At 49.3% G+C, this 18,849-nt stretch carries 24 protein-coding genes and 1 pseudogene; 8 read left to right on the top strand and 17 right to left on the bottom strand.

The window, feature by feature from the left end:
* Positions 1 to 292: 292 nt before the first annotated feature.
* The gene (locus H7A79_RS05355; RefSeq protein WP_186999959.1) at positions 293 to 943 is read left to right on the top strand and encodes an IS1595 family transposase; all 651 of its coding nucleotides are present in this window, start codon (positions 293 to 295) and stop codon (positions 941 to 943) included.
* A 139-nt stretch (positions 944 to 1,082) separates the two neighbouring features.
* On the opposite strand, the gene H7A79_RS05350 is transcribed toward H7A79_RS05355, so the two are convergent.
* The 9 genes and pseudogenes from H7A79_RS05350 to H7A79_RS05310 all read right to left on the bottom strand — a co-directional run bounded on the left by H7A79_RS05350 (position 1,083) and on the right by H7A79_RS05310 (position 6,893).
* Positions 1,083 to 2,252: a zonular occludens toxin family protein gene (locus H7A79_RS05350; protein ID WP_187000593.1), complete on the bottom strand. Its 1,170-nt coding sequence runs from the start codon at positions 2,250 to 2,252 to the stop codon at positions 1,083 to 1,085.
* Positions 2,253 to 2,270: 18 nt separating this feature from the next.
* On the bottom strand, positions 2,271 to 2,549 hold the full coding sequence (locus H7A79_RS05345) for a DUF2523 family protein (protein WP_187000594.1): 279 nt from the start codon (positions 2,547 to 2,549) through the stop codon (positions 2,271 to 2,273).
* A 1-nt stretch (position 2,550) separates the two neighbouring features.
* Positions 2,551 to 2,628, bottom strand: a complete 78-nt coding sequence (locus H7A79_RS05340) for a hypothetical protein (protein WP_281385056.1) — start codon at positions 2,626 to 2,628, stop codon at positions 2,551 to 2,553.
* Between the two features lie 57 nt (positions 2,629 to 2,685).
* A complete protein-coding gene (locus H7A79_RS05335) occupies positions 2,686 to 4,539 on the bottom strand; it encodes a hypothetical protein (RefSeq protein WP_187000595.1) in 1,854 nt (617 codons plus the stop codon).
* Between the two features lie 59 nt (positions 4,540 to 4,598).
* Positions 4,599 to 4,847 (bottom strand): hypothetical protein, encoded by a 249-nt coding sequence (locus tag H7A79_RS05330; protein ID WP_246408129.1) that lies wholly within the window; start codon positions 4,845 to 4,847, stop codon positions 4,599 to 4,601.
* Positions 4,848 to 4,916: 69 nt separating this feature from the next.
* Entirely contained in the window at positions 4,917 to 5,141 is a 225-nt protein-coding gene (locus H7A79_RS05325) for a hypothetical protein (protein ID WP_187000597.1), read from the bottom strand.
* 152 nt (positions 5,142 to 5,293) lie between these two features.
* Positions 5,294 to 5,422, bottom strand: coding sequence for a hypothetical protein (locus H7A79_RS05320; RefSeq protein ID WP_281384923.1), 129 nt, complete (start codon positions 5,420 to 5,422; stop codon positions 5,294 to 5,296).
* A gap of 13 nt (positions 5,423 to 5,435) precedes the next feature.
* Positions 5,436 to 6,379, bottom strand: a pseudogene (locus tag H7A79_RS05315) (rolling circle replication-associated protein).
* A gap of 283 nt (positions 6,380 to 6,662) precedes the next feature.
* A complete protein-coding gene (locus tag H7A79_RS05310) occupies positions 6,663 to 6,893 on the bottom strand; it encodes a hypothetical protein (protein ID WP_187000598.1) in 231 nt (76 codons plus the stop codon).
* Positions 6,894 to 7,142: 249 nt separating this feature from the next.
* Between H7A79_RS05310 and H7A79_RS05305 the strand changes: the two genes are divergently transcribed.
* Both H7A79_RS05305 and H7A79_RS05300 read left to right on the top strand, forming a co-directional pair.
* Positions 7,143 to 7,250: a Com family DNA-binding transcriptional regulator gene (locus H7A79_RS05305; RefSeq protein ID WP_123796416.1), complete on the top strand. Its 108-nt coding sequence runs from the start codon at positions 7,143 to 7,145 to the stop codon at positions 7,248 to 7,250.
* Between the two features lie 50 nt (positions 7,251 to 7,300).
* Positions 7,301 to 8,071 (top strand): DNA adenine methylase, encoded by a 771-nt coding sequence (locus H7A79_RS05300; RefSeq protein ID WP_187001268.1) that lies wholly within the window; start codon positions 7,301 to 7,303, stop codon positions 8,069 to 8,071.
* A gap of 108 nt (positions 8,072 to 8,179) precedes the next feature.
* Here H7A79_RS05300 and H7A79_RS05295 read toward each other — a convergent pair whose 3' ends face one another.
* The 5 genes from H7A79_RS05295 to H7A79_RS05275 all read right to left on the bottom strand — a co-directional run bounded on the left by H7A79_RS05295 (position 8,180) and on the right by H7A79_RS05275 (position 12,390).
* A complete protein-coding gene (locus H7A79_RS05295; protein WP_187001267.1) occupies positions 8,180 to 8,422 on the bottom strand; it encodes a hypothetical protein in 243 nt (80 codons plus the stop codon).
* Complete coding sequence (locus H7A79_RS05290; protein WP_187001266.1) at positions 8,391 to 8,555, bottom strand: hypothetical protein; 165 nt, start codon at positions 8,553 to 8,555, stop codon at positions 8,391 to 8,393. Before H7A79_RS05290 ends, H7A79_RS05295 begins: the two co-directional genes overlap by 32 nt.
* Positions 8,552 to 8,707 carry a hypothetical protein gene (locus H7A79_RS05285; protein WP_187001265.1) on the bottom strand — a complete coding sequence of 52 codons (156 nt, stop codon included), beginning with the start codon at positions 8,705 to 8,707 and terminating at the stop codon, positions 8,552 to 8,554. Before H7A79_RS05285 ends, H7A79_RS05290 begins: the two co-directional genes overlap by 4 nt.
* Entirely contained in the window at positions 8,704 to 9,210 is a 507-nt protein-coding gene (locus tag H7A79_RS05280; protein ID WP_187001264.1) for a hypothetical protein, read from the bottom strand. Before H7A79_RS05280 ends, H7A79_RS05285 begins: the two co-directional genes overlap by 4 nt.
* A 1,056-nt stretch (positions 9,211 to 10,266) precedes the next feature.
* Positions 10,267 to 12,390 (bottom strand): lytic transglycosylase, encoded by a 2,124-nt coding sequence (locus tag H7A79_RS05275; protein ID WP_187001263.1) that lies wholly within the window; start codon positions 12,388 to 12,390, stop codon positions 10,267 to 10,269.
* Positions 12,391 to 12,589: 199 nt separating this feature from the next.
* On the opposite strand from H7A79_RS05275, the gene H7A79_RS05270 reads away from it, so the two are divergent.
* Positions 12,590 to 13,294 carry a class I SAM-dependent methyltransferase gene (locus tag H7A79_RS05270; protein ID WP_187001262.1) on the top strand — a complete coding sequence of 235 codons (705 nt, stop codon included), beginning with the start codon at positions 12,590 to 12,592 and terminating at the stop codon, positions 13,292 to 13,294.
* Here the strand turns inward: H7A79_RS05270 and H7A79_RS05265 are convergent.
* From H7A79_RS05265 to H7A79_RS05255, 3 genes are read right to left on the bottom strand one after another with little or no spacing between them, the layout of a single operon-like run.
* Positions 13,291 to 13,512, bottom strand: coding sequence for a hypothetical protein (locus H7A79_RS05265; RefSeq protein ID WP_187001762.1), 222 nt, complete (start codon positions 13,510 to 13,512; stop codon positions 13,291 to 13,293). The genes H7A79_RS05270 and H7A79_RS05265 overlap by 4 nt on opposite strands.
* The gene (locus tag H7A79_RS05260) at positions 13,419 to 13,874 is read right to left on the bottom strand and encodes a DUF3304 domain-containing protein (RefSeq protein ID WP_353663643.1); all 456 of its coding nucleotides are present in this window, start codon (positions 13,872 to 13,874) and stop codon (positions 13,419 to 13,421) included. The genes H7A79_RS05265 and H7A79_RS05260 overlap by 94 nt, the downstream gene beginning before the upstream one ends.
* A complete protein-coding gene (locus tag H7A79_RS05255) occupies positions 13,756 to 14,136 on the bottom strand; it encodes a hypothetical protein (protein ID WP_246408088.1) in 381 nt (126 codons plus the stop codon). The genes H7A79_RS05260 and H7A79_RS05255 overlap by 119 nt, the downstream gene beginning before the upstream one ends.
* Positions 14,137 to 14,497: 361 nt before the next feature.
* Here H7A79_RS05255 and H7A79_RS05250 point away from each other — a divergent pair, with 361 nt between their 5' ends.
* The 4 genes from H7A79_RS05250 (at position 14,498) to H7A79_RS05235 (ending at position 18,807) form a co-directional block, all read left to right on the top strand.
* Positions 14,498 to 15,085: a LemA family protein gene (locus tag H7A79_RS05250; RefSeq protein ID WP_135033898.1), complete on the top strand. Its 588-nt coding sequence runs from the start codon at positions 14,498 to 14,500 to the stop codon at positions 15,083 to 15,085.
* A 232-nt stretch (positions 15,086 to 15,317) separates the two neighbouring features.
* Positions 15,318 to 16,643 carry a paraquat-inducible protein A gene (locus H7A79_RS05245; protein ID WP_245231714.1) on the top strand — a complete coding sequence of 442 codons (1,326 nt, stop codon included), beginning with the start codon at positions 15,318 to 15,320 and terminating at the stop codon, positions 16,641 to 16,643.
* A complete protein-coding gene (pqiB, locus tag H7A79_RS05240) occupies positions 16,643 to 18,289 on the top strand; it encodes an intermembrane transport protein PqiB (protein WP_187001631.1) in 1,647 nt (548 codons plus the stop codon). The genes H7A79_RS05245 and pqiB overlap by 1 nt, the downstream gene beginning before the upstream one ends.
* A complete protein-coding gene (locus H7A79_RS05235; protein WP_187001260.1) occupies positions 18,289 to 18,807 on the top strand; it encodes a PqiC family protein in 519 nt (172 codons plus the stop codon). Before pqiB ends, H7A79_RS05235 begins: the two co-directional genes overlap by 1 nt.
* Positions 18,808 to 18,849: the final 42 nt, after the last annotated feature.

Raw genomic sequence — 18,849 nt, 5'->3', positions numbered from 1 at the left:
GCTTTTGCTTTATGGGGCGCTGCCCCAAACCCCGCATTCGCCGTGTGGCAGCCCCCGCAGCAGTGGGCGCTGCGGGAGCAGCAGGGAGCGTATCGGGTGGCAGGGCGTCAAGGGGTATCCGTAAAATATTGTAAACGCTTAGGGCGATTACAATATTTTACGGACGCCCGCCCCTTGACTTGTTTAGGCATTTTTCATCAATGAAAAAGCATAGTAAATCAATATACAAGTAAAAAATAAGGGGCTGTACTAGATAACTAGGGAAATTTAACTTCAGGTTAGAATAATCCCTATGAGAAAAAGTCGTTTAAGTCAGTACAAGCAAAACAAACTGATTGAACTATTTGTTGCAGGTGTTACCGCTCGCACAGCGGCGCAATTAGTTAGCGTCAATAAAAATACCGCTGCCTATTACTTCCACCGTTTGCGCTTACTTATCTATCACAACAGCCCGCATCTGGAAATGCTTGATGGTGAAGTAGAAGTTGATGAAAGCTATTTTGGCGGACAACGCAAAGGCAAACGTGGTCGCGGTGCGGCTGGCAAAGTGGCTGTATTCGGGCTTTTGAAGCGTAATGGTAAGGTTTACACCGTTGCCGTACCCAATACACAAACTGCGACTTTATTGCCAATTATCCGCGAGCAAGTGAAGCCTGATAGCATTGTTTATACCGATTGTTACAAAAGTTATGACGTTCTTGATGTGAGCGAATTTTCACATTTTCGGATCAATCACAGCACACATTTTGCTGAGCGACAAAATCACATTAACGGAATTGAGAACTTTTGGAACCAAGCAAAACGCCATTTACGCAAGTTTAATGGCATTCCCAAAGAGCATTTTGAACTGTATTTGAAAGAGTGTGAATGGCGTTTTAACAACAGTGAGATAAAATTTCAAATTTCTATTTTAAAACAATCAGTAAAGCAGGATTTGTTCTAGTTATCTAGGACAGCCCCAAAAATAATATTACATAAACAAACGGCTTTTTAAAATCAAAAAAACCACGCAATCCATATTTAAAGTAAATGTTTGCAACAATTATTCCGACTAAGAACCAAAAAAAACAAGTCATGATTAATTACCTAAACTGTTCACCCGCTTCGACATAACCGTCATACATCAGATTCTGCGGGCTTTTGCCGCCCATTACCAGCACTTGCGGAGGTGCGGGTTCGTTTGCCTTTTCTGCCGTTGGGACGGTGTTTTCTGCCGCCCGTCTGTAAGGATTGTATATGCCGTCTGCAACGTAATCAAGGCATTGCTGTTTCTTCATCTCTTTAATCGGTGTGGCCTGGTCGGTATAACAGGTGCATTTGTTTTGGTTTTTGACGCACGCCACGGGATAGGGCATGGTTTGTACGGCTTTGTTTTGGCCGTTGTAGATGGGAGCCGTCCACGGCTGGCCGTCTATGGCGGGTTTGTAGTCGTCTTCGCTGATATGCGGTTTTTGCGGCGTTTCGGCCTGTTCTTTTGCTGACGGGTACTGCCCTGCCGGAATTGCGGCGGCAGCCGGCGCGGCGGCAGCCGGCGCAGCCGCATCCGCCGCACTTTCCGCAGGGCTTGCCGCCGGTGCGGCAATGTGTTCTTTGGCCGTATGCGTCTGTTTTTTGGTGTAATCATTCCAGCTTGAGTATATATACCATGAAGCGGCAATCATGAACGCCAGTAAAACGGGCGCGATATATACAACGCGGCTTAGCTTGGTTTTGATTTTGGTGTGTTCTTCGGCGCTTTTGTAAACCCCAAATGCTTTTTTGTCGAGCGTATAAACGCTTTTGACGGCACTTGCCACGCTGGCGCGGCTGGTCGGATCGCCGCAACTTTCCCATTCAAACATACGCCGAACGCCCAGATTGCTTTTACTGATATGGCAGTGATGACCAATCAGGCTGCGGACGTTTATATCTATCAGACGGGGGTGTTGGGTCAGCAAAAAAATATCTATGCCTTTATGGCGGTGTGTTTCCAGTTCGGCCACGTAGTCAGGAACTTTGGAGCCGCTGGGGCGCGGCCTGAATACGCGCTGGCATTCATCGATTACGAGTATTGCCCCCGTGGGCGCCCATTTGTGCCAAGTCTGCATGGTTTCGCCTTCGGGAATGGGCAGATTGGGTATGACTTCGTTGTCGACTTCGGAAATGCCGTCCAAATACAGCGGGCGGTTTTTCAGATCTTTGCGGTTCATTAAGTCTGAAATCATTTTCAGGGTTTTGCCGCTGCCCGGTACGCCTGTAATCAAATAGAGCATTTCTGTTTTCCTTAGAATTTATTTTCTTTGAATACCTGCCGACAGCTTCGAAACGGCTTTCAGTGATGCGACAAACGAGAAAGTGCCGAATACCCAGTTGAGGCACACGCCGATACCTGCAATGTAGGCAAGATTTAAAGCATCGGCAGGCACACCCCCGATATGTTCTTGAACTTGTGATAGAAGAAAAGCCTGTATCTCGTTGATGCCGACATAAGAGACAAACGACAAACCCAGCGCGGCAATCACACGGCCTGCAACGTTCATCAAAACGCCTGTAATCAGGTTACCCCACATTTCAAAGCTCCTTAACCGCGCCGTATGCCACAAAGCCGCAGGTAATGATGGTGGCGGTTATCAAAATCGGGCGTATCAAGCGTAAGACATTACAAATATAGGCATAATCAAATTCAAAGCTGCCCAATGCGCCGAACTAAAAGGAAACGTTTTCAGGGCAGACGCCGTCTGTACTGAATACGTCAAGCGGTTTCAATTCCAAATCTATACCGTTTTCGGGTATATCCAAATCTTCGTAATCGGCACTGCCCAAATCCGCGCATTGCGCCGCTTGCGGGTTTCTCTCGCAGAAATCGCGCTGTTGCGGGTTCTGCTGATTGTTCTGTTGGTTCTGCTGGTTTTGCTGATTCCCTGTTTGGTTCGGTACCGTTTGAGACGGGTTGGCGGCATCGGCCACGGCAGGGTTTGACGGATTGGCCGCATCGGGGGTAACGGGAGAGCGTGTCGGGGCTTGACTGCTGTTGGCTTTCAAATCGGGACGCGGAATAATCCTTGTGGTTACGCTGCCGTCATTATTTACCGTAACTTCGGTTTGCTGGGCTTGGTTGCTGCCCATAGGTGTATAAGGTGCGCTTTTCACGGTATTTTTTTGAACGCTTTTTGATGTGGTTGCTTCATCTACCACGCTTTTTCGTATCACTTGTTTGCCCGTACCGTCTGTTTGGGTCGGCGGAGGTGAATCTGTCGGGGCAGTAGGAGCGGTGTTGGCGGCAATGCGGACCAACTGGTTCATCATTTCGCGATGGTTGGTTTGCTGGTTTTCAAACATGCGCCGCAGAATTTGCTCGACTTCACCACCTGAAAGGTTCATATCTTCAGCAGTAGGCGGTGTCGGTTCGGGTGTATTCACACTGACCAAATCTGTATTCACAGCCGCAACACCCGAGCCTTTCAAACTACCCGGCAAATAGGAATCCAAAAACGAAGATTTAATAATTGTTCTGCGGCCTTTACTGTCATATCTCGCAATTGAAGTTGATTGTTTATCAGTATAAGCCCCTAGCCTTTTATATTTGCTTCGAACGGGTTCTACGCCGTAGTCTGTATAGTTCAATACGACTTGGTAAACTTCGTTACCTTTTTTTGCCGCTTCCTTCGCCTGCTCGTGCCTGGCTTTGGCTTCGGCAGCATTTGCGGCAGTGTCGGCGGCTTTTTTTAATGCGGCATTACCAACCGCATTACCAACATCTCCGTTTCTTTCTGCGGTTTTTTGTGCAGAAGCGGCAGCAGCGGCAGCAGAACCCAGCCCCGAAGAAGAAGCCCCGCCGCTAACAGACGGATTGGAGGGGTTGCCCGGTCGGGCAGGTGTGCCTGTTGATGGTGAAGACGGGTTGGCTGTTGACGGTGATGATGGATTCCCTTTGTTGTAGGAAGGGCTTGACGGATTTCCCCCGCCATACATTTCTTTATGGAAATTGTCAGCAGATTCTTGCAACTTTTTAATAGTGTTTGAAACCGAAGACGGATTACCGCCCGTAATATTCGAGCCGGTCGCATTATCGACAACGCCCCAAACAGACCCCAAAACCCCACCACTCAAAGCATCAAGTGTTGTTGCAACTCCGCCAGCAACAGACCGCCCCATATCACCAAAGCGGCCATCTTTATAATCATTAACTGACTGATTACCATATTTTGAAATACCTTCAGCAAGACTATTTCCAACATAACTTGCAATCACAGCAGCATTGGCCGTTTGCGTAATTCTTGACGGCACTTTTACCTTGTTGCCGTATTTATCAGTAACCACCACATTGGTGTTTCGCGTACCTGTTACCGTCTGACCGTTGGTGGTTACGGTCGGTTTTCCCTGCGGGCGGTTCTCTACTTTCAATACCCCCGTTTTGGGGTTGTAGCCCTGATTCAGCAAGGCTTGGCCGCTTGGGAAGCTGGTATCTATCTGTTTGTGGTATGCGGTCGGGGGCGTGGGTACGTCTGCCCATGCGGCCAGCGGGCTTAACGCAGCGTTAAGGCTGAAACAAGTAAGCACAGCGAGCCGCAAAGAGCGGGAAGCAGTCCAAGTGCAAATTCCATTTCGGGTAACATTTCTCATCTTTCTTCAGTTCCGTCATTTCCCATCATTCCGACCGCTTTTACGGCCACCACAACCACAAACAGCACGGCAGCGGCTGTTGACAGCCCTATGCCTATTTCCTTTCCTGCTTGATGGTATTGACCATATTCACATTGAGGGAAAGTCAACTTTACGGGCTGTTCTTTGTAAACCCACGTTTTGCCTTTAAAAACGGGGTGGTGTAACACCCCGTCTTTGTCGATTGTAGGCAAAACTTGGGTCATCACGGCGTTTGTTGCTTCTTCATGCGTTTGATGGCAGATTCGGCCTACCTGATAACCCATGACTGCACCTTAGCCTACAGAGTCTGCACCGCGTTTGCCGATGCGCACGAGCGCAAAGGCAATAGAGATGCCCACTACTACCGCACCAATCGACAAAACACCTGCTTTCAAACCGCCGGTTTCGGTTTTGACGGCACCAAGCAGATCGGCATCATCGGCCAATGCAACGGCTGGCATGGCGGTCATTGTGGCGACTGCCATAGCTTTATACATTTTGTCTTTCAGGTTTTTCATGATTTTTTCCTTTCAAAGTTTAGTAAGTAAAAACAGGTCGGCGGTGTTTAAGGGGTCAATTCAAGGCACACCGCCCAAGCCCTGAATCTTTGTTCAGCTTTCGTCCGAGTAGTACACGTTGTCTTTAAAGGCGCGCGGGAATACGCGCACGGTCAAGAGTTGGTTTTGCTGTAACTGCCGTCATCGTTTTTGCGCTCTCTCACCATCATGCGGTGGTCAAAGGCGGCGGTCATGTAAATGCCTTGAACGGGCGGCTGCGGGGTTGGGGTTTTGTTGCTCATGGCTTTTCCTTTCTTAAGGCCGCTTTCCGATAATTCCGCGGTTCAAAAATGCCCATTTGGGGCTGATGGTTTCACTTAAAACGATGTTGTAATTCTCTTCGGTTATATCGGGTATCACCAATCCCCTGACTTCAACGGCATCTTTTGAGATACGGCCCAACGGCCACAACCCGGTTTTGCAGCTTGCGCCGCCATCGGGCCGAACCGGCAGAGCGGAACGAAAAGTTTGATGTGGCAATCTTCCAAAGGCTTTTTTTGTCAATGGTGGTGCGGATAAGCCTATAGCCCTTGTCTTCGGGAAGACGGCTGTCAATATGCTTGGCAATGTACTTGGCGACATAGCGCGACAAGCCTTTGCTGTTGGTTTTGACCGGCAGCAGTTCGGCGCGGCCGAAACCGTATCTGCCCACGTTTTCTCGTATCAGCTTCCAAAACCGGCGCAATGCGGGGTTGGCACTTTGGTAGCCACGGGCGGCAATCGTGGCAAAGTTCAGCCCACGCCGTATCTTCACGGGTGTTTACGATTAGGTGGAAGTGAATACGGCCTTTCTTGGTGCGCCCATACACGCAGATGCAGTGTTTGAAATGTTTACTCAGAAAGTTTGTGCGCAGACTGTGAAAGCGGCGGCCGGCTTCTTTTACGTCCTGCACGTCATCGGCAAAGGTTAGAGTTAAAAAGCCGACATGGTTTAGGCCAAATGTTTGTATGAATTGGTGTACGTTTAATTCCAACGCGGTTGCAGATTTCTTGTGCGAAGTCGAAAACACATTCAGTTTTGCGCTCTCTTTTGCCGCTTCGCTTTCAAACCTTTCATGAAATTTTGGCAATTGCTTGTTTTTACTGCCTTTCATGCCTGCAGCATGATTCCCGATGCAGTTGTTACTATTAAGACAAGAAAGCGCGCCGCGCTTCGCGCTTTGCGCCGCTACGGCGCATACATCACAGACGCAGCCCAAAACGCCCGAAAAAGCGGACGTTTGGCGGTACTGGCGGCATTCGGGGCAGCAGCGGGTACTCATGGACACACCCCCCGCTTCAATCCAAGATTGGCCGCCTAATTTGCAGGCCGGCAAAGCCAAATCGTGATGGATTTGGCCGGCAAACCCAAAACCATGCGGGCATGGGTTTGCAGGTTCGTTTTTTGTGAGCATGATTTTTCCGGCTTCGATTAGCTGCAGATTCCAACCGCCGCCGAAACGGGCGGGGTTGGGCTTGATTCTGTACGTTCTGTGCGCCATCTCAAGAACCCGCTTTCGCCATCACATGACAGTCAATCAGTTTCTTAACGGTCATACGCCCGAACGTGTCGGCTTCAGACAGGGTTTTGTTCGGCAGGTCAGGGTTTCGGATAGGAAAATTGACGGTTTGCAGACAAACGCAATCGTTATTTGATTCACGGAATACGCGGACGATGTAGGCTTTGGGAAAAATTTCGGGTTCGGGCGTTACGGTGTAGTAAGCTAATGACATTTCAGACCCCTTTGAAAGTCGGTTGTTCGGACTTGTCAAGGGGTAGAATGTAAAAATGCACCCCTTTTCATGGGGTGCAATATATAAGGCCGTCTGAAACAGACGGCCGAACAAAGATATAAAGACGGCGACGTGCCGGTGCGGTAACACCGACACGCCAGCCAAGCAGAATTGGCCTGCGTTAGCTTCAAGGCCGCCACCTCGCGAGGCAGCGGTATTTTATCACTAACGTAAAAGGTACTGCGAAAAATGAAACACCGTTGCAAAAATTGTTTTAAATTGTTGGCTGTTGGCCGTGGCTGCTTTGAAATCAAGTGTCCGCGCTGCAAATTGCTCAATCAGTTTAAAACCCAATAATTCAGACCTGAGTGCCTTTGAGTACCGATACTTACTATATAGGAGTAATCATGACTCAAAAGCCTCTGCCAATTGTTCCATGGATGGGTGGTAAACGCCGTTTGGCCAAACACCTGATTCCGATGTTTCCCGAGCATACTTGCTACGTTGAGCTCTTCGCCGGTGGCGCGGCATTGTTTTTCCTGCGGCCGCAACCGGCCAAGTGTGAGGTGCTCAACGATATCAACGGTCAGCTCATCAATTTGTATCGCGTGGTTCAGCACCATTTCGACGAGTTCGTACGCCAATTCGAGTGGACGCTGACCAGTAGAGAGGTGTTCGCCCGCCTGCAATCCACCCCGACCGAAGCGATGACCGACATCCAACGTGCCGCACGCTTCTTCTACCTTCAACACACCGCTTTCGGCGGTAAAACGGTTGACCAACACTTCGGCACGGCCACCACCGGCCGCGGCTTTACCGCCGCCGACATCGCAGGCCGTCTGAAAGCCGCACAGCAAAGGCTGAACGGTGTGTACATCGAGAACGAACCGTGGGAAAAGTGCTTCAAACGCTACGACCGCGAACACACCTTCTTCTACGCCGACCCGCCGTACTGGCAGCTTGCAGGCTACGACAGAGCCTTTGACTGGCCGCAGTATGAGCTGTTGGCCAAAATGATGGCGGAGTGCAAAGGCAAGGTCATGCTTTCCATCAACGACCACCCGGATATTCGGAAGCTGTTTAAAGATTTCCGTATTCATAGGCTGGAGTTGGCCTATTCAGTTGGCCGTGATAAAACGCAAAAGACCAGCGGTGAGCTGGTCATCTGTAACTGGTAGAAAAAACAAAAGCGACGATGTAGTTGCTTTTGTCATTCTGCTTTCCCGAGTTCGGTATAATTTGCAAAAGTATTTCACACGGTGAAACAAATTTAAATCCGATTTATCTCAACAAACGCGCCGATTTTTCGCGCGCGGCTTCATCCGACGGCAGGAAAAATCAACCGTGCTGCGGTTATCATCCATTTCCTGCATTTTCAGACACTGCATCGGGTCAAGGTCGACATTGTGCACATGCTTGTGCCAAAGCGCGTGCGGCTTTACCCCCGTTTCCGGGTCGGGCTTGGCATAGCGCATAATTTCCGCTTCGGCGCGGTGCTTAACCTTGATGCGTTGGGCGGCTGTGCTCATCAGTCAATCCAAAAGCCTGATTTAAATAAGCTGATTCTTCTTCATGGCATTTCCAGCACATAAACAAAAACTCGAGTTGCTCTTCATGCGTCATTTTTTCGCCGCACGCTTCACAGTTTTCAGACGGCATCATGGTTTTTCCTTTTCCTCAATCTCTGCCAAACACGCCTGATGCACTTCGTCATCGCAAGCAGGGCACAGCCAGCCGTAGCAAAGTTTTTCTTCTCCGGTCAGCTCTGCCCCGCATTGTTCGCAATGCGTTTGATATTCATCGTTGCTGTTCACTTTTCACCACCGTTCTGCTGCTGGTATTCAATCAACACGGGGTCTTGCATCTTTTTGGCATTCGCGCGCTTGGCCAAATCCGCCAAATTCTCCAACGCCAACGCCTGCCGCTGCGAATATTCCATCAACGACTGCTGTGCTTCGCCGTCTTGAGCCAGCCTACCCATCGCCGCTTCTTCCTGCTCGATTACGCGCGGCGTCATGCCCATATCCGCCAGCGACATACCGTTTTTCGATAAAAAGTCTTGCAGCGAGCGCAATAACGGGTGCGCTTTAACTTCATAAATCGTGCGGCGTTGACCTGTCGCCAAATCTTCGTATTCCGCAATCACCACGCCGCCGTCTTTATCCACCGCCCAAGCAGGCGTGCGCAACGACACGCCTTCTTTCAGAATTGTCTGCAAAATCTGCTGCATGATGGCGGTAATACCCGCCTGTATATCCGCATAAATCGGTATTAAGTGTTTCGGGTCGCGCTGCTCGAATGCCGCCTGATGCAGCATAAAAAGCTGCGTCTGCTTCTGGCAGGCAGGCTGCGCAGCGCAAAAAGCCCGGTCAATATCGCAGGTTTCACACGCCGCGTATCGGTCGGGTTTTGCTGGGAAATACTGAGCCACCCGAGCATTCAGCCCATGCTTCATCGCATTAAACCGCGTGCGCTTCGCCTCTTCAGGCGTCGGGTGTCCTTCCAAATTCTTAGCCGTCGCTGCCTTGCCCTCGTCCGTCTTCGGCCCAGTCGCATTGCACCACGCCTTAATCAAATTAACGTGATACTGCGCCTGCTCGACTTCTCCCCCGCAGCTAGGGCACACCGCGAAATAACGGAAAGGGTGATGCGCCCGAGCCGGTTCATCCTCCCCCCACTCAGGCGCTCACTCAAAGTTTTCCGGCAGCCGTAACAGCCGAAAACCACCGAATCAAGGGATTGTGAATAATTGCGCGATTTTTTAGACATACCGCCATTAAATGGCCAAAGGCAAAACTAAAACAGCGTGATTTTTAACAATCACGCCGCTTTCGAGAATTATTTAGGTAACTGAATAGATAAAACTTTGGTTCGCATCTGGGCTAGAACGGGGAGCCAAGTTTTAAAAGCCCTAAACAACGTTTAGGCTTTTTTTCTTTGTCACCCTCCTATTTTGGAGGTTGCTGAATTAGGCTTAATCTCCGATTCCTTGTCTTGCTCAAAAGCAAACAGATAAGGTAGATTGCGTTTCAGGCTGTTATACGCGCTTCTTAATCTTTATTTTGTGTGCTGTCTTCATTGAAACTGATATCATTGCCCATACTTCATCCACCTACTGATGCCAGTGTAGCGTTTCAGACGGCTTTACATTAAAACACGTTGGCTGATGCCGGTCGCTCTTTCAGACGACCCTTCTTGATGGTACTAAAAATCACGAAATAATCATTTTGGTAGAAATAAAAGCTGTTTAGAAAAAAATGTAATCAACTCGACCTTTCCAAAGATTGAGGCTGCCCGAAAATAAGATACCCGATGGATATAAACCATCAGGTATCTTATTTTACTTTTTCACTATATAAGTTTATGAATAAAGTCAACTGCCGATTAGTTTTAAGCGTTGGCCCGGTGTTACTGTGCGGGTATTTCGGTTCCAACGGCGGATATCGTTTACATCAACATTAAAGCGGCTGGCAATCGTGTTGAGTGTATCACCTTTGCGTACAGTATAAGAGACATTACGTACGGCATTCCGCTGGGTAGAGGCTGCGGTTACTTTTAATACTTGGCCTTTGCGGATACTGTTACCTTTGATATTGTTTACGGTAATCAAATCAGCTACGGTTAAGTTATAACGCTGGGAAATATTGAACAAAGTATCACCGGCTTCTACTCGGTGGGTATTATTGGCATGTTGCGCAGCTGCATTGGCTCGAGCTAAGCGGGCTTCGGTACGTTGCTGCTGTTTACTGCGGCTGGCAACAATACGGTTAACACGGGCTTTGTTGGCAGTTTCTTCGGCCTCTAATTGGGCTAGTGTGTTTTTAATGCTGTCGGCAGCATTCAAGCGTTGCTGTTCTGTGTCATTAACCAGTGCCAGCAAGGGGTCTGTAGGCTGGGTGGCTTGGGGGGTACGGTTGGGCAGAGAGGTGTCGTTTACGGCAACATCGGCAGATTCGTCAGAGGGGGTCGGTTGTTCCGAAATAGGGGTTGCAGAGGTTTGCGTAGGCAGGGGCAGGGGCTCCGCAATAGCAATTGTTGTGGTTTCTGGGGCCTGAACTGCGGTAAGATTAGTCTTCTCTATCTTAACGGAATTGGCTGTGTTACCTACTTTTTCAGGAAGTTGGTTGGGGGCAATCAGAGAGGCTGCAATGGAAACGGGTGCCAGTGAGGTGCTGCTTTGTTCCGAAACAGGTTTTGTTTGGCCTGTCAGAATGGCAATTGGAGCCGAACTGGATTCAGCTATTTTGACATCAGAACCGTTGATCTGTTTTAGAGAGGCTGTATTGGTGTTGTAACTGTTGGGTAAGGGGCTGCGTTCAGTTTCGATGCGAACATAGTTGTAGTCATTGGTGCTTTTGCCTTTAATGCTGTTTTTAGCCACCAACAGATTGCGGCCAGAGTTGAGCGAATCGCTGTTAGTATTGTTCAAACGTTTGAGTTCGGTTATATCCATGCCAGCTTCGGCGGCAATACGGTTCAAACTGGTTTTTCCGCCGGCGGTGTAAACGTCCCAAGAAAGCAATTCGTCAGACTTGGCATTGCGGTAGTTTTTCTCAAATGTAGAGGTGGCATGAGCCGGCAGCAGCAGTTTGCGGTTGGCTTTCGGTACAAAAACAGGTACATTGAACGCCGGGTTCAGAGCCAAAAATTCACTTTCGCTAATATTGGCCAAGCGCGCAATAGCTCTTGTATCAATGGGTTTATCTATATTTACGGCTTTGAAATAAGGTTTGTTTTCAATATCGCTCAAGCCCATGCCGAAAGCGTGGGGGTTTTTCACGATGTTGCGAACAGCAAGCAGTTTGGGAACATAATTGCGGGTTTCTGCGGGCATTCGCAGGTTTTCATAAACGGGAGCCAAGCCTTGTGCCCGTGCACGGTTGATTGCGCGGCTGACATTGCCTTCACCCCAGTTGTAAGCAGCCAATGCCAATGACCAGTCACCAAACATGCCGTGGAGATATTCAAGATAATTCAATGCGGCGTTGGTGGCGGCATATACATCGTGGCGGCCATCATATAAGGCGGTGCGTTCCAACCCGAAGTGACGGCCTGTGGCGGGCATAAACTGCCATAAACCCGAGGCACCTACATGGGATCTGGCTTTGGTAACAAATGCGCTTTCAATGAAAGGGAGTAGGGCGATTTCGGCGGGCATATTGCGTTTTTTGACTTCATTCGCAATATGATACATATAGGGTTTGCTGCGGTTGATGGTACGGTCGAAATAGGCGCGGCTGGCAGAAAATTTATTTTCGTGACTGCGCACCAAATTGGAATTAACTTCGGCCATACGGAAATCTTTACGCATGGCATTCCACAAACTGCCGGACGCAAGATTATTTTGGCTTCTTTTCTCTTGATCAAGTAATGATGAATTCAAGCGCATCATTGCCATACCTGCTGTTTGACTGGAAGGAGCTGCGTAGGTGTATGTTGCACCTGAAACTGCCGATACGCCGGTAACGGCTAAGGCTATAGATTTTAGTTTGGCCATAGTCTTTGTAAATTCGGAGATAGTGATTTTGAATATAAGGGATGGTAATATTTTAAAGGCATGAAGTCAAGAAGTTATCCGGAAATATCTGAAGCAATTAAAATACTTACCATGTAAATCATATTTTTTAAAATAATTTTTTCAGATATATTTTATATATTGTTATGATTGTTCGAAATTCAATTAAAGTTTGAATGATATGAATTTGGAAATGTTTGATAACTGGTTTTTACAAACAGTAGCAGGGCAATATGTCGCTGGTTGGGAAAAAAGCTTTTTCAAGCGGTTTTACTTCTGTGGCGAAATGCAGATAGCTGTTCAGGCAGGTATGTGCGGCTGGTTGGAGCCGCTCGGCACATGGCTTTGCAATAGTCGCGATTTTTATATGGATGCAGGCGTGTGGGCATGGGCAGATGAGTCGGTAGATGTATTATTGATGCCGCATACACTGGAATGCAGCGGAGTTCCCTATGTTACGCTTGCTGAAGCTTACCGCGTGATGAAACCGGAAGGAAAAGTAGTGCTGACGGGGTTTAACCCTTATTCGTTGTGGGGATGTAGTAATTGGTTTGACGGTGTGCTGTTGCCCGACAAAAAATTTTGCCTGCCTCTGCAAACGCTAAAAGCGAATGCAAAAGCTTTGGGGTTTGAAGTCGTTTTTGGTCAGTTTATGGTTTATGTGCCCCCTTTCGACAACGAGAAGCTGTTGCGGCTGTGTCATTTTATGGAAGCGGCAGGCAACCGCTGGTGGCCGCATAAGGCGGCAGTGTATGGGCTGGTGTTGCAGAAAAGTGTGGGCGGGGTACACATACTGCCGGAATACGGACAAGTCCTGCAGAATGCTGAAATGGTCTTGGGTATGGCTAAAATCAAAAGCCGTTTCTTAAACGCAGACTGTTGTTAATCATTGTTTGTATGCCGGTTTACCAATAAATATGTGAAAGCATGGCGATATAGCCGGCCTGTCACAACAATGACAAAGATGCCAATGGAAATATTGCGTTTGCAATCGGGCTTGGCTGGGCTGTTCACGCAGGCCAAGGCCGCAGCACGGCGCTGCTGTTCTTGCGCCCCTTGAGCGCGCAAGAACAGCAGGCTCTGGGGCAAAGGTTGCAGGGCCATTTCTCAATATCCTTCTTTTTCGTCACGCTTTTGCTGCTCGGCTTCAAACTGGATCCGTTGGGGATCGCGCTCTGATTGCTGCCACAAGTGATAGCGCAGGTGATTGGGGCTATAAGGCGCTCAGTTCGATACATAAATCTTTGCCTCATCATTGGGTAAAAAATCACCTGCATACTGCCCCCATCCGGTTCATAAGGCTCAATCGGTACATGGCGTTTGAGATGGCGCTGGACCCAGTGCTTTTCACTCAGCTCTTGGGTAGAGAGTGCATTTCTTTCCTCGCCCGTCATAAAACGACCCTCTTTTTGAAAATGACCGATCCGCCATTCCACTTCCGCATCCAGGCCAGGGCGCCATTTTATGGGCAAGGTCACGCAACAAACACCACCACTCCCCTCCGCTATAACTGCCAATCCCACCTCCCCAAGCACCGTTCACATAAAACGCCTGTACGCCTTTTCGCGTGTAATTGGCTCCTGCCATGCTGGCCGGATATGTTTCTTCCTTGGGCGGTTTGGCTTCACAAGCGCCTAATACCAGCAAGCCGCACAGGCACAGGCTTTTGAGCCACATCAAAACCTCGCGTTTATTGGAAAAGGCACCTTGTACATGTTCATTGCTCATCTTCCTTTTGTTGAGTGTGTGGGCTGCTGTTGTCTGCCAGATAAATGTCCAACTGCCCGTTTCCCCAAGTCTTTTGTGCAGCAGTTAGCGCAGTTCGAGCGCTGCCCCACCTTGTATTCGACACTATCCACAGCCCTCCGGCTTGCATTTTCTTTATCGGAGATCAGATCTATTCACAGATACAGACAAGATATGTTTCTGTGGAGCGGTGCAAGAAAACAACATTTTTTGCTGAATATATTCTTGCATAATTTAACATATAGATACAATTATTTTGATTGGTTATAATCACACCGTTGATAACCAAAATGAAAAAAAGCCCGGCAATCACGCGGGAATAACCGATTAAAAAGGATTTATCATGGAACCGCTTCTCACTTCGCTTCTGATTGTTTTCTGTTTGTTGCTGCCGATAATGGTTTATAAACGTTTACTGGTGGGAAAGAAGCAATATCTCAAGGCTTTTTCGCAAATTCAAATCCAACTCAAGCGCCGCCACGATATTATTCCTACTTTAGCAGATGTGTCTAAAGATTATTTCAACCATGCCCCTGCCGTTTTAAAGGCGGTTATTTCCGCCCGCGCACGTGCAGAAGTAGTTTTACTGGCGGCATCGGCCAATATAGACGAAAGTTCGCTGCTTTCTTTAGGTGCAGTAGAAACCGAATTGAATGCGGCTTTGCGCCATTTGCAGAGCGTGATTCAGAGCCATCCCGAGTTGAAGTCGGATTCGGATATCCGCCGTTTGATTGAAGCATTGGACAATGCCGAAAGCAGGGTGGCAGTAGCGCGCCAAGCCTATAATGATTCAGCAGTTTCTTACAATACCATGCGCCAATCCTTTCCGGCCAATGTGCTGGCTGGGCTGCTCGGACACAACAAAAATGCCGCCTTATTGAAATTTGAAGACAACACCGCCATCAGCATCAGCCCGCGTGTTTTGATGTAAGGCCGTCTGAAACTTATTGCAAACCAAACCAATGAAACCGCCGATTTAATCTATATTTTTTAGATAGCCGGCGGTTGTTGTTTGGGCTTTATGGTGTGTATTCAGACGGCCGGAACAGGTTGCCGGTGCTGACGGTCTTTTACACCCATCATCCGAAAATACAGCGCTTTATCGGCTATAATAAGCGTTTTATTTTAGAGTCTGCCGGCGGGAAGAGGCCGTCTGAACAGCTGTGAAACTTGTTAGAAACTACCGCCGTTGGTGGCGTTACCATACGCTGCAGCGAGATGCGGCACTGCCGGCACATATGCTCGACTGCCCTGAATGCGGGCAGCGCATGGCGTTACCGTATTTGCGGCAGGGGCAGGAGGCGCACTGCCCGAATTGCGGTTATGAAGTAGTGGAGGTGGAAAACAATCCGTATGTTGCTCCGCTGGCCTATGCGGCGGCTTCGCTGGTGTTGATGGTGTTTGTGTACAGCATGATGTTTGTTACGGTTACGATGGCCGGGGTAACTTCGATCCTGTCGCTGCCTTCGATGATGAAACGCTTGGTGCTGCTCGATTTCGGCTTTTTGGCCGAAGTGATGTTTGTGCTCACGTTTGGCACGCCGCTGCTGTTTTTATTGCTGTGTGTTTATGTATATGCGGCATTGTGGCAAAACAGAGGATATCCCGGCCTGCTCTATGCCACCCGAACGCTGGTTCGGCTGCGCCACTGGATTATGGTTGATGTGTTTTTTATTTCGACATTGGTCGCGTATATCAAACTCTCTTCGGTGGCGCAGGTGGAATTTGGTGCGGCATTCTATTTGATGTTTGCGCTCTCGGTGATGCTGATACGCACTTCGGTGTCGATTCCCCAGCATTGGGTGTATTATAAAATCCACCGTATTTTGGGCCGTGATGCGGTTCAGACGGCCTCGGCAGGGCGTGTCTGCTGCAGCCATTGTCTGTATTTCCGCAGCCGTGAAGAAGCAGCTTGCGGGGTGTGCGGATCCGATCTGTATGTGCGCCGCCCCAAGAGCCTGAGCCTCTCTATTGCGTTTCTGATTGCGGCGGTGCTGCTGTATATTCCGGCCAACGCGCTGCCGATTATGATTTCTTCCAATCCTGCCACCGTGCAGATAAACACCATTTTCAACGGCATCGTGTATATGTGGAACGAAGGCGATAAGCTGATTGCCGCAATTATTTTCAGTGCCAGCATTTTGGTGCCGGGGGCAAAAATCGTGTTGATGTTGGTGCTGATTCTCAGCGCGCGCTGCGGCTTGCCGGCCGGCGTGCACACCATGCAGCGGCTTTACCGCTTTACCGAATCCATCGGCAAATGGTCGATGATTGATATTTTTGTGATTATTATTCTGATGAGTGCATTCCACACTTATGTGGCGCGGGTAGTGCCGGGGCCGGCGGCGGTATATTTCTGCCTGGTGGTGTTGCTGACCATGCTTTCCGCCTATTTTTTCGACCCGCGCCTTTTGTGGGACAGAGCGCGCTCTTTTGAACAATCTGTAAACAGGCCGTCTGAAAACCTGCCGGCAAGCCAACCTGAATGATGAGTAACGATAACGACAAACAACCCCATCAGCCCGTTGCGGCTGTGGTGCGCAAAGCAAACCTATTTAGCTCGGTTATCTGGCTGATTCCGCTGATTGCCCTGATTGCAGGCGGGTGGCTGCTGATGAAAGACATCCGCAACCGCGGGCCGGAAATCACCTTGTTGATGGACAGTGCCGAAGGCATCGAAGTAAACAATACCGTGGTGAAAGTGTTGAGTGTGGAAGTAGGGCGGGTAACCCGCATCCGCCTGCGCAGCGACCAAAAAGGCGTGGAAGTTACCGCCCGCCTGACTGCCGATGCAAAAGACATGATGCGTAAAGACACCCAATTCTGGGTGGTGAAGCCGCGCATCGACCAAAGCGGAATTTCTGGTCTCAATACCTTAGTTTCCGGCTCGTATATTGCCTTTACACCCGGTAAAAGCAAAGAAACCGAAGAGCGTTTTGAAGTGCTCGATATCCCGCCGATCGCCGCTATCGGCCAAAACGGCCTGCGCCTGAGACTTATCGGTCTCAACGACAAAATGATAGGTGTGGGCAGCCCGGTGCTATTTGAAAACTTCAGTGTGGGCGTGGTGGAAAATGCCGAGTTCAACCCTAAAGACCAAACCGTCAATTACACCGTATTCATTCAAAGCCCCAACGACAAACTGGTGGGCGAACACAGCCAGTTTTGGCTGCAACGGGGCATCAGCATCGCAACCACCGGTAACGGTATCAGCGTGGATTCCGCCCCTATTCCCGCCTTGCTTTCCGGTGCCATTTCCTTTGCTTCGCCGGCCGGAGGGGACAAAGGCAGGCCGGCGGTAAACGATGACACTTTCGAGCTTTATAACAACCGTAGCGAAATCGACAACCTGCCGACCGAACGCTCCCTCTATTACACCGCCTTTTTCAAACAAAGCGTGCGGGGTTTGATGAGCGGCGCACCGGTAGAATATAAAGGCATCAACATCGGCACCGTGGCCGAAGTACCTTATTTTGCCGAAAACGACAGCCTCAAACTGTTTGAAAACGGCTGGATTCCCGTGCGCATCCGCATCGAGCCGGAGCGCATAGAGCTTAACGCCGGGGCGCAGAGCCGCGAATATTGGCAAAACCAGTTTCAGACGGCCTTAAACAAAGGTTTAACCGCCACTATTTCCAGCAACAACCTATTAACCGGCAGCAAAATGATAGAGCTGGACGACAGGCCGTCTGAAAGTGCCAAACTCAAACCATTTGCCGACTATAACGGCAACGTAGTTATTGCCACCCGCAGCAGCGGATTTGACGATTTGCAGGCGCAACTGGGCAGCCTGCTCGAAAAACTCAACAAACTGCCGCTCGCAAACACTGTGGGTGAGTTGAACGGCACACTGCGTGAACTTAAGGCTACTTTGAATGCGGCCAATGCCTTAATCAACAAACCGCAAACACAAAATATCCCCGGCGAGCTGAACCAAACCCTGCGCGGATTACGCCAAACCCTGCAGGGCGTGTCGCCGCAGTCGCCGTTCTACAGCGATGTGCAGAGCACTTTGCAGAGTATCGACAAAACCCTGAAAGATGCACAGCCCGTGATAAACACCTTAAAAGAAAAACCCAACGCACTGATTTTCAACAGTAACATAAAAGATCCGATACCGAAAGGAAGCCGCTGATGCGCAAATGGATGATGATAGGCGCGCTGGCCGCACTGAGCGCCTGTAGCACGCCCGCTACCCAATATTTCACACTGCCCGACAGCCGATACACCCTTCCTGCCAAAAGCGGCAGCGAAATCGCCGTGCACGTGTATTTGGCCGATCCGCTCAATAACGGCGGGCTGGTATATCAAACCGATGATTATCATGTGAACTTTGCCCGCAACCACCTGTGGGCAAGCCCGCTGGATAAAGCATTGGCATCAGGTTTCAGCAATAAGCTCAACCGCTTGGGCGGCCGCTACGTTTTTGTACCTGCGGCCAGAAGCAGCAGTATGCAGACACTGAAAATTTATATAGAAGCTTTTCAAGGAAATTATCAAGGCAAAACGCTCATTAGCGGTTATGCCGTATGGCCGAACGGGCAAAGCCGTCCCTTTCACATTGAAACACCGCAAAACGGCGACGGCTATACAGCAATGGTTGAATCACTGAATCAAGGGTTGGAAAAGGCAGCTTCGGCAGTTGTTTATTGACATACAATAAAATTTTCAAATAGTTAGCAGGCCGTATGAAAA

Source organism: Neisseria musculi (genome assembly GCF_014297595.2).
Taxonomy (GTDB): Bacteria; Pseudomonadota; Gammaproteobacteria; order Burkholderiales; family Neisseriaceae; genus Neisseria; species Neisseria musculi.
The sequence above is the reverse complement of the archived record's forward strand: the minus strand, read 5'-3'. Positions and strand labels throughout refer to the sequence as shown.

Bases quoted from the DNA above. Each gene is read 5' to 3' on its own strand.
- H7A79_RS05305 (WP_123796416.1), top strand. From the start codon at position 7,143: ATGAAACACCGTTGCAAAAATTGTTTTAAATTGTTGGCTGTTGGCCGT.
- H7A79_RS05295 (WP_187001267.1), bottom strand. From the start codon at position 8,422: ATGAGCACAGCCGCCCAACGCATCAAGGTTAAGCACCGCGCCGAAGCG.
- H7A79_RS05325 (WP_187000597.1), bottom strand. From the start codon at position 5,141: ATGAAAAACCTGAAAGACAAAATGTATAAAGCTATGGCAGTCGCCACA.
- H7A79_RS05270 (WP_187001262.1), top strand. From the start codon at position 12,590: ATGAATTTGGAAATGTTTGATAACTGGTTTTTACAAACAGTAGCAGGG.
- H7A79_RS05275 (WP_187001263.1), bottom strand. From the start codon at position 12,390: ATGGCCAAACTAAAATCTATAGCCTTAGCCGTTACCGGCGTATCGGCA.
- pqiB (WP_187001631.1), top strand. From the start codon at position 16,643: ATGAGTAACGATAACGACAAACAACCCCATCAGCCCGTTGCGGCTGTG.
- H7A79_RS05280 (WP_187001264.1), bottom strand. From the start codon at position 9,210: ATGCTGCATCAGGCGGCATTCGAGCAGCGCGACCCGAAACACTTAATA.
- H7A79_RS05265 (WP_187001762.1), bottom strand. From the start codon at position 13,512: ATGGCCCTGCAACCTTTGCCCCAGAGCCTGCTGTTCTTGCGCGCTCAA.
- H7A79_RS05310 (WP_187000598.1), bottom strand. From the start codon at position 6,893: ATGTCATTAGCTTACTACACCGTAACGCCCGAACCCGAAATTTTTCCC.
- H7A79_RS05330 (WP_246408129.1), bottom strand. From the start codon at position 4,847: ATGACCCAAGTTTTGCCTACAATCGACAAAGACGGGGTGTTACACCAC.
- H7A79_RS05300 (WP_187001268.1), top strand. From the start codon at position 7,301: ATGACTCAAAAGCCTCTGCCAATTGTTCCATGGATGGGTGGTAAACGC.
- H7A79_RS05290 (WP_187001266.1), bottom strand. From the start codon at position 8,555: ATGATGCCGTCTGAAAACTGTGAAGCGTGCGGCGAAAAAATGACGCAT.
- H7A79_RS05255 (WP_246408088.1), bottom strand. From the start codon at position 14,136: ATGAGCAATGAACATGTACAAGGTGCCTTTTCCAATAAACGCGAGGTT.
- H7A79_RS05355 (WP_186999959.1), top strand. From the start codon at position 293: ATGAGAAAAAGTCGTTTAAGTCAGTACAAGCAAAACAAACTGATTGAA.
- H7A79_RS05250 (WP_135033898.1), top strand. From the start codon at position 14,498: ATGGAACCGCTTCTCACTTCGCTTCTGATTGTTTTCTGTTTGTTGCTG.
- H7A79_RS05345 (WP_187000594.1), bottom strand. From the start codon at position 2,549: ATGTGGGGTAACCTGATTACAGGCGTTTTGATGAACGTTGCAGGCCGT.
- H7A79_RS05320 (WP_281384923.1), bottom strand. From the start codon at position 5,422: ATGAGCAACAAAACCCCAACCCCGCAGCCGCCCGTTCAAGGCATTTAC.
- H7A79_RS05350 (WP_187000593.1), bottom strand. From the start codon at position 2,252: ATGCTCTATTTGATTACAGGCGTACCGGGCAGCGGCAAAACCCTGAAA.
- H7A79_RS05235 (WP_187001260.1), top strand. From the start codon at position 18,289: ATGCGCAAATGGATGATGATAGGCGCGCTGGCCGCACTGAGCGCCTGT.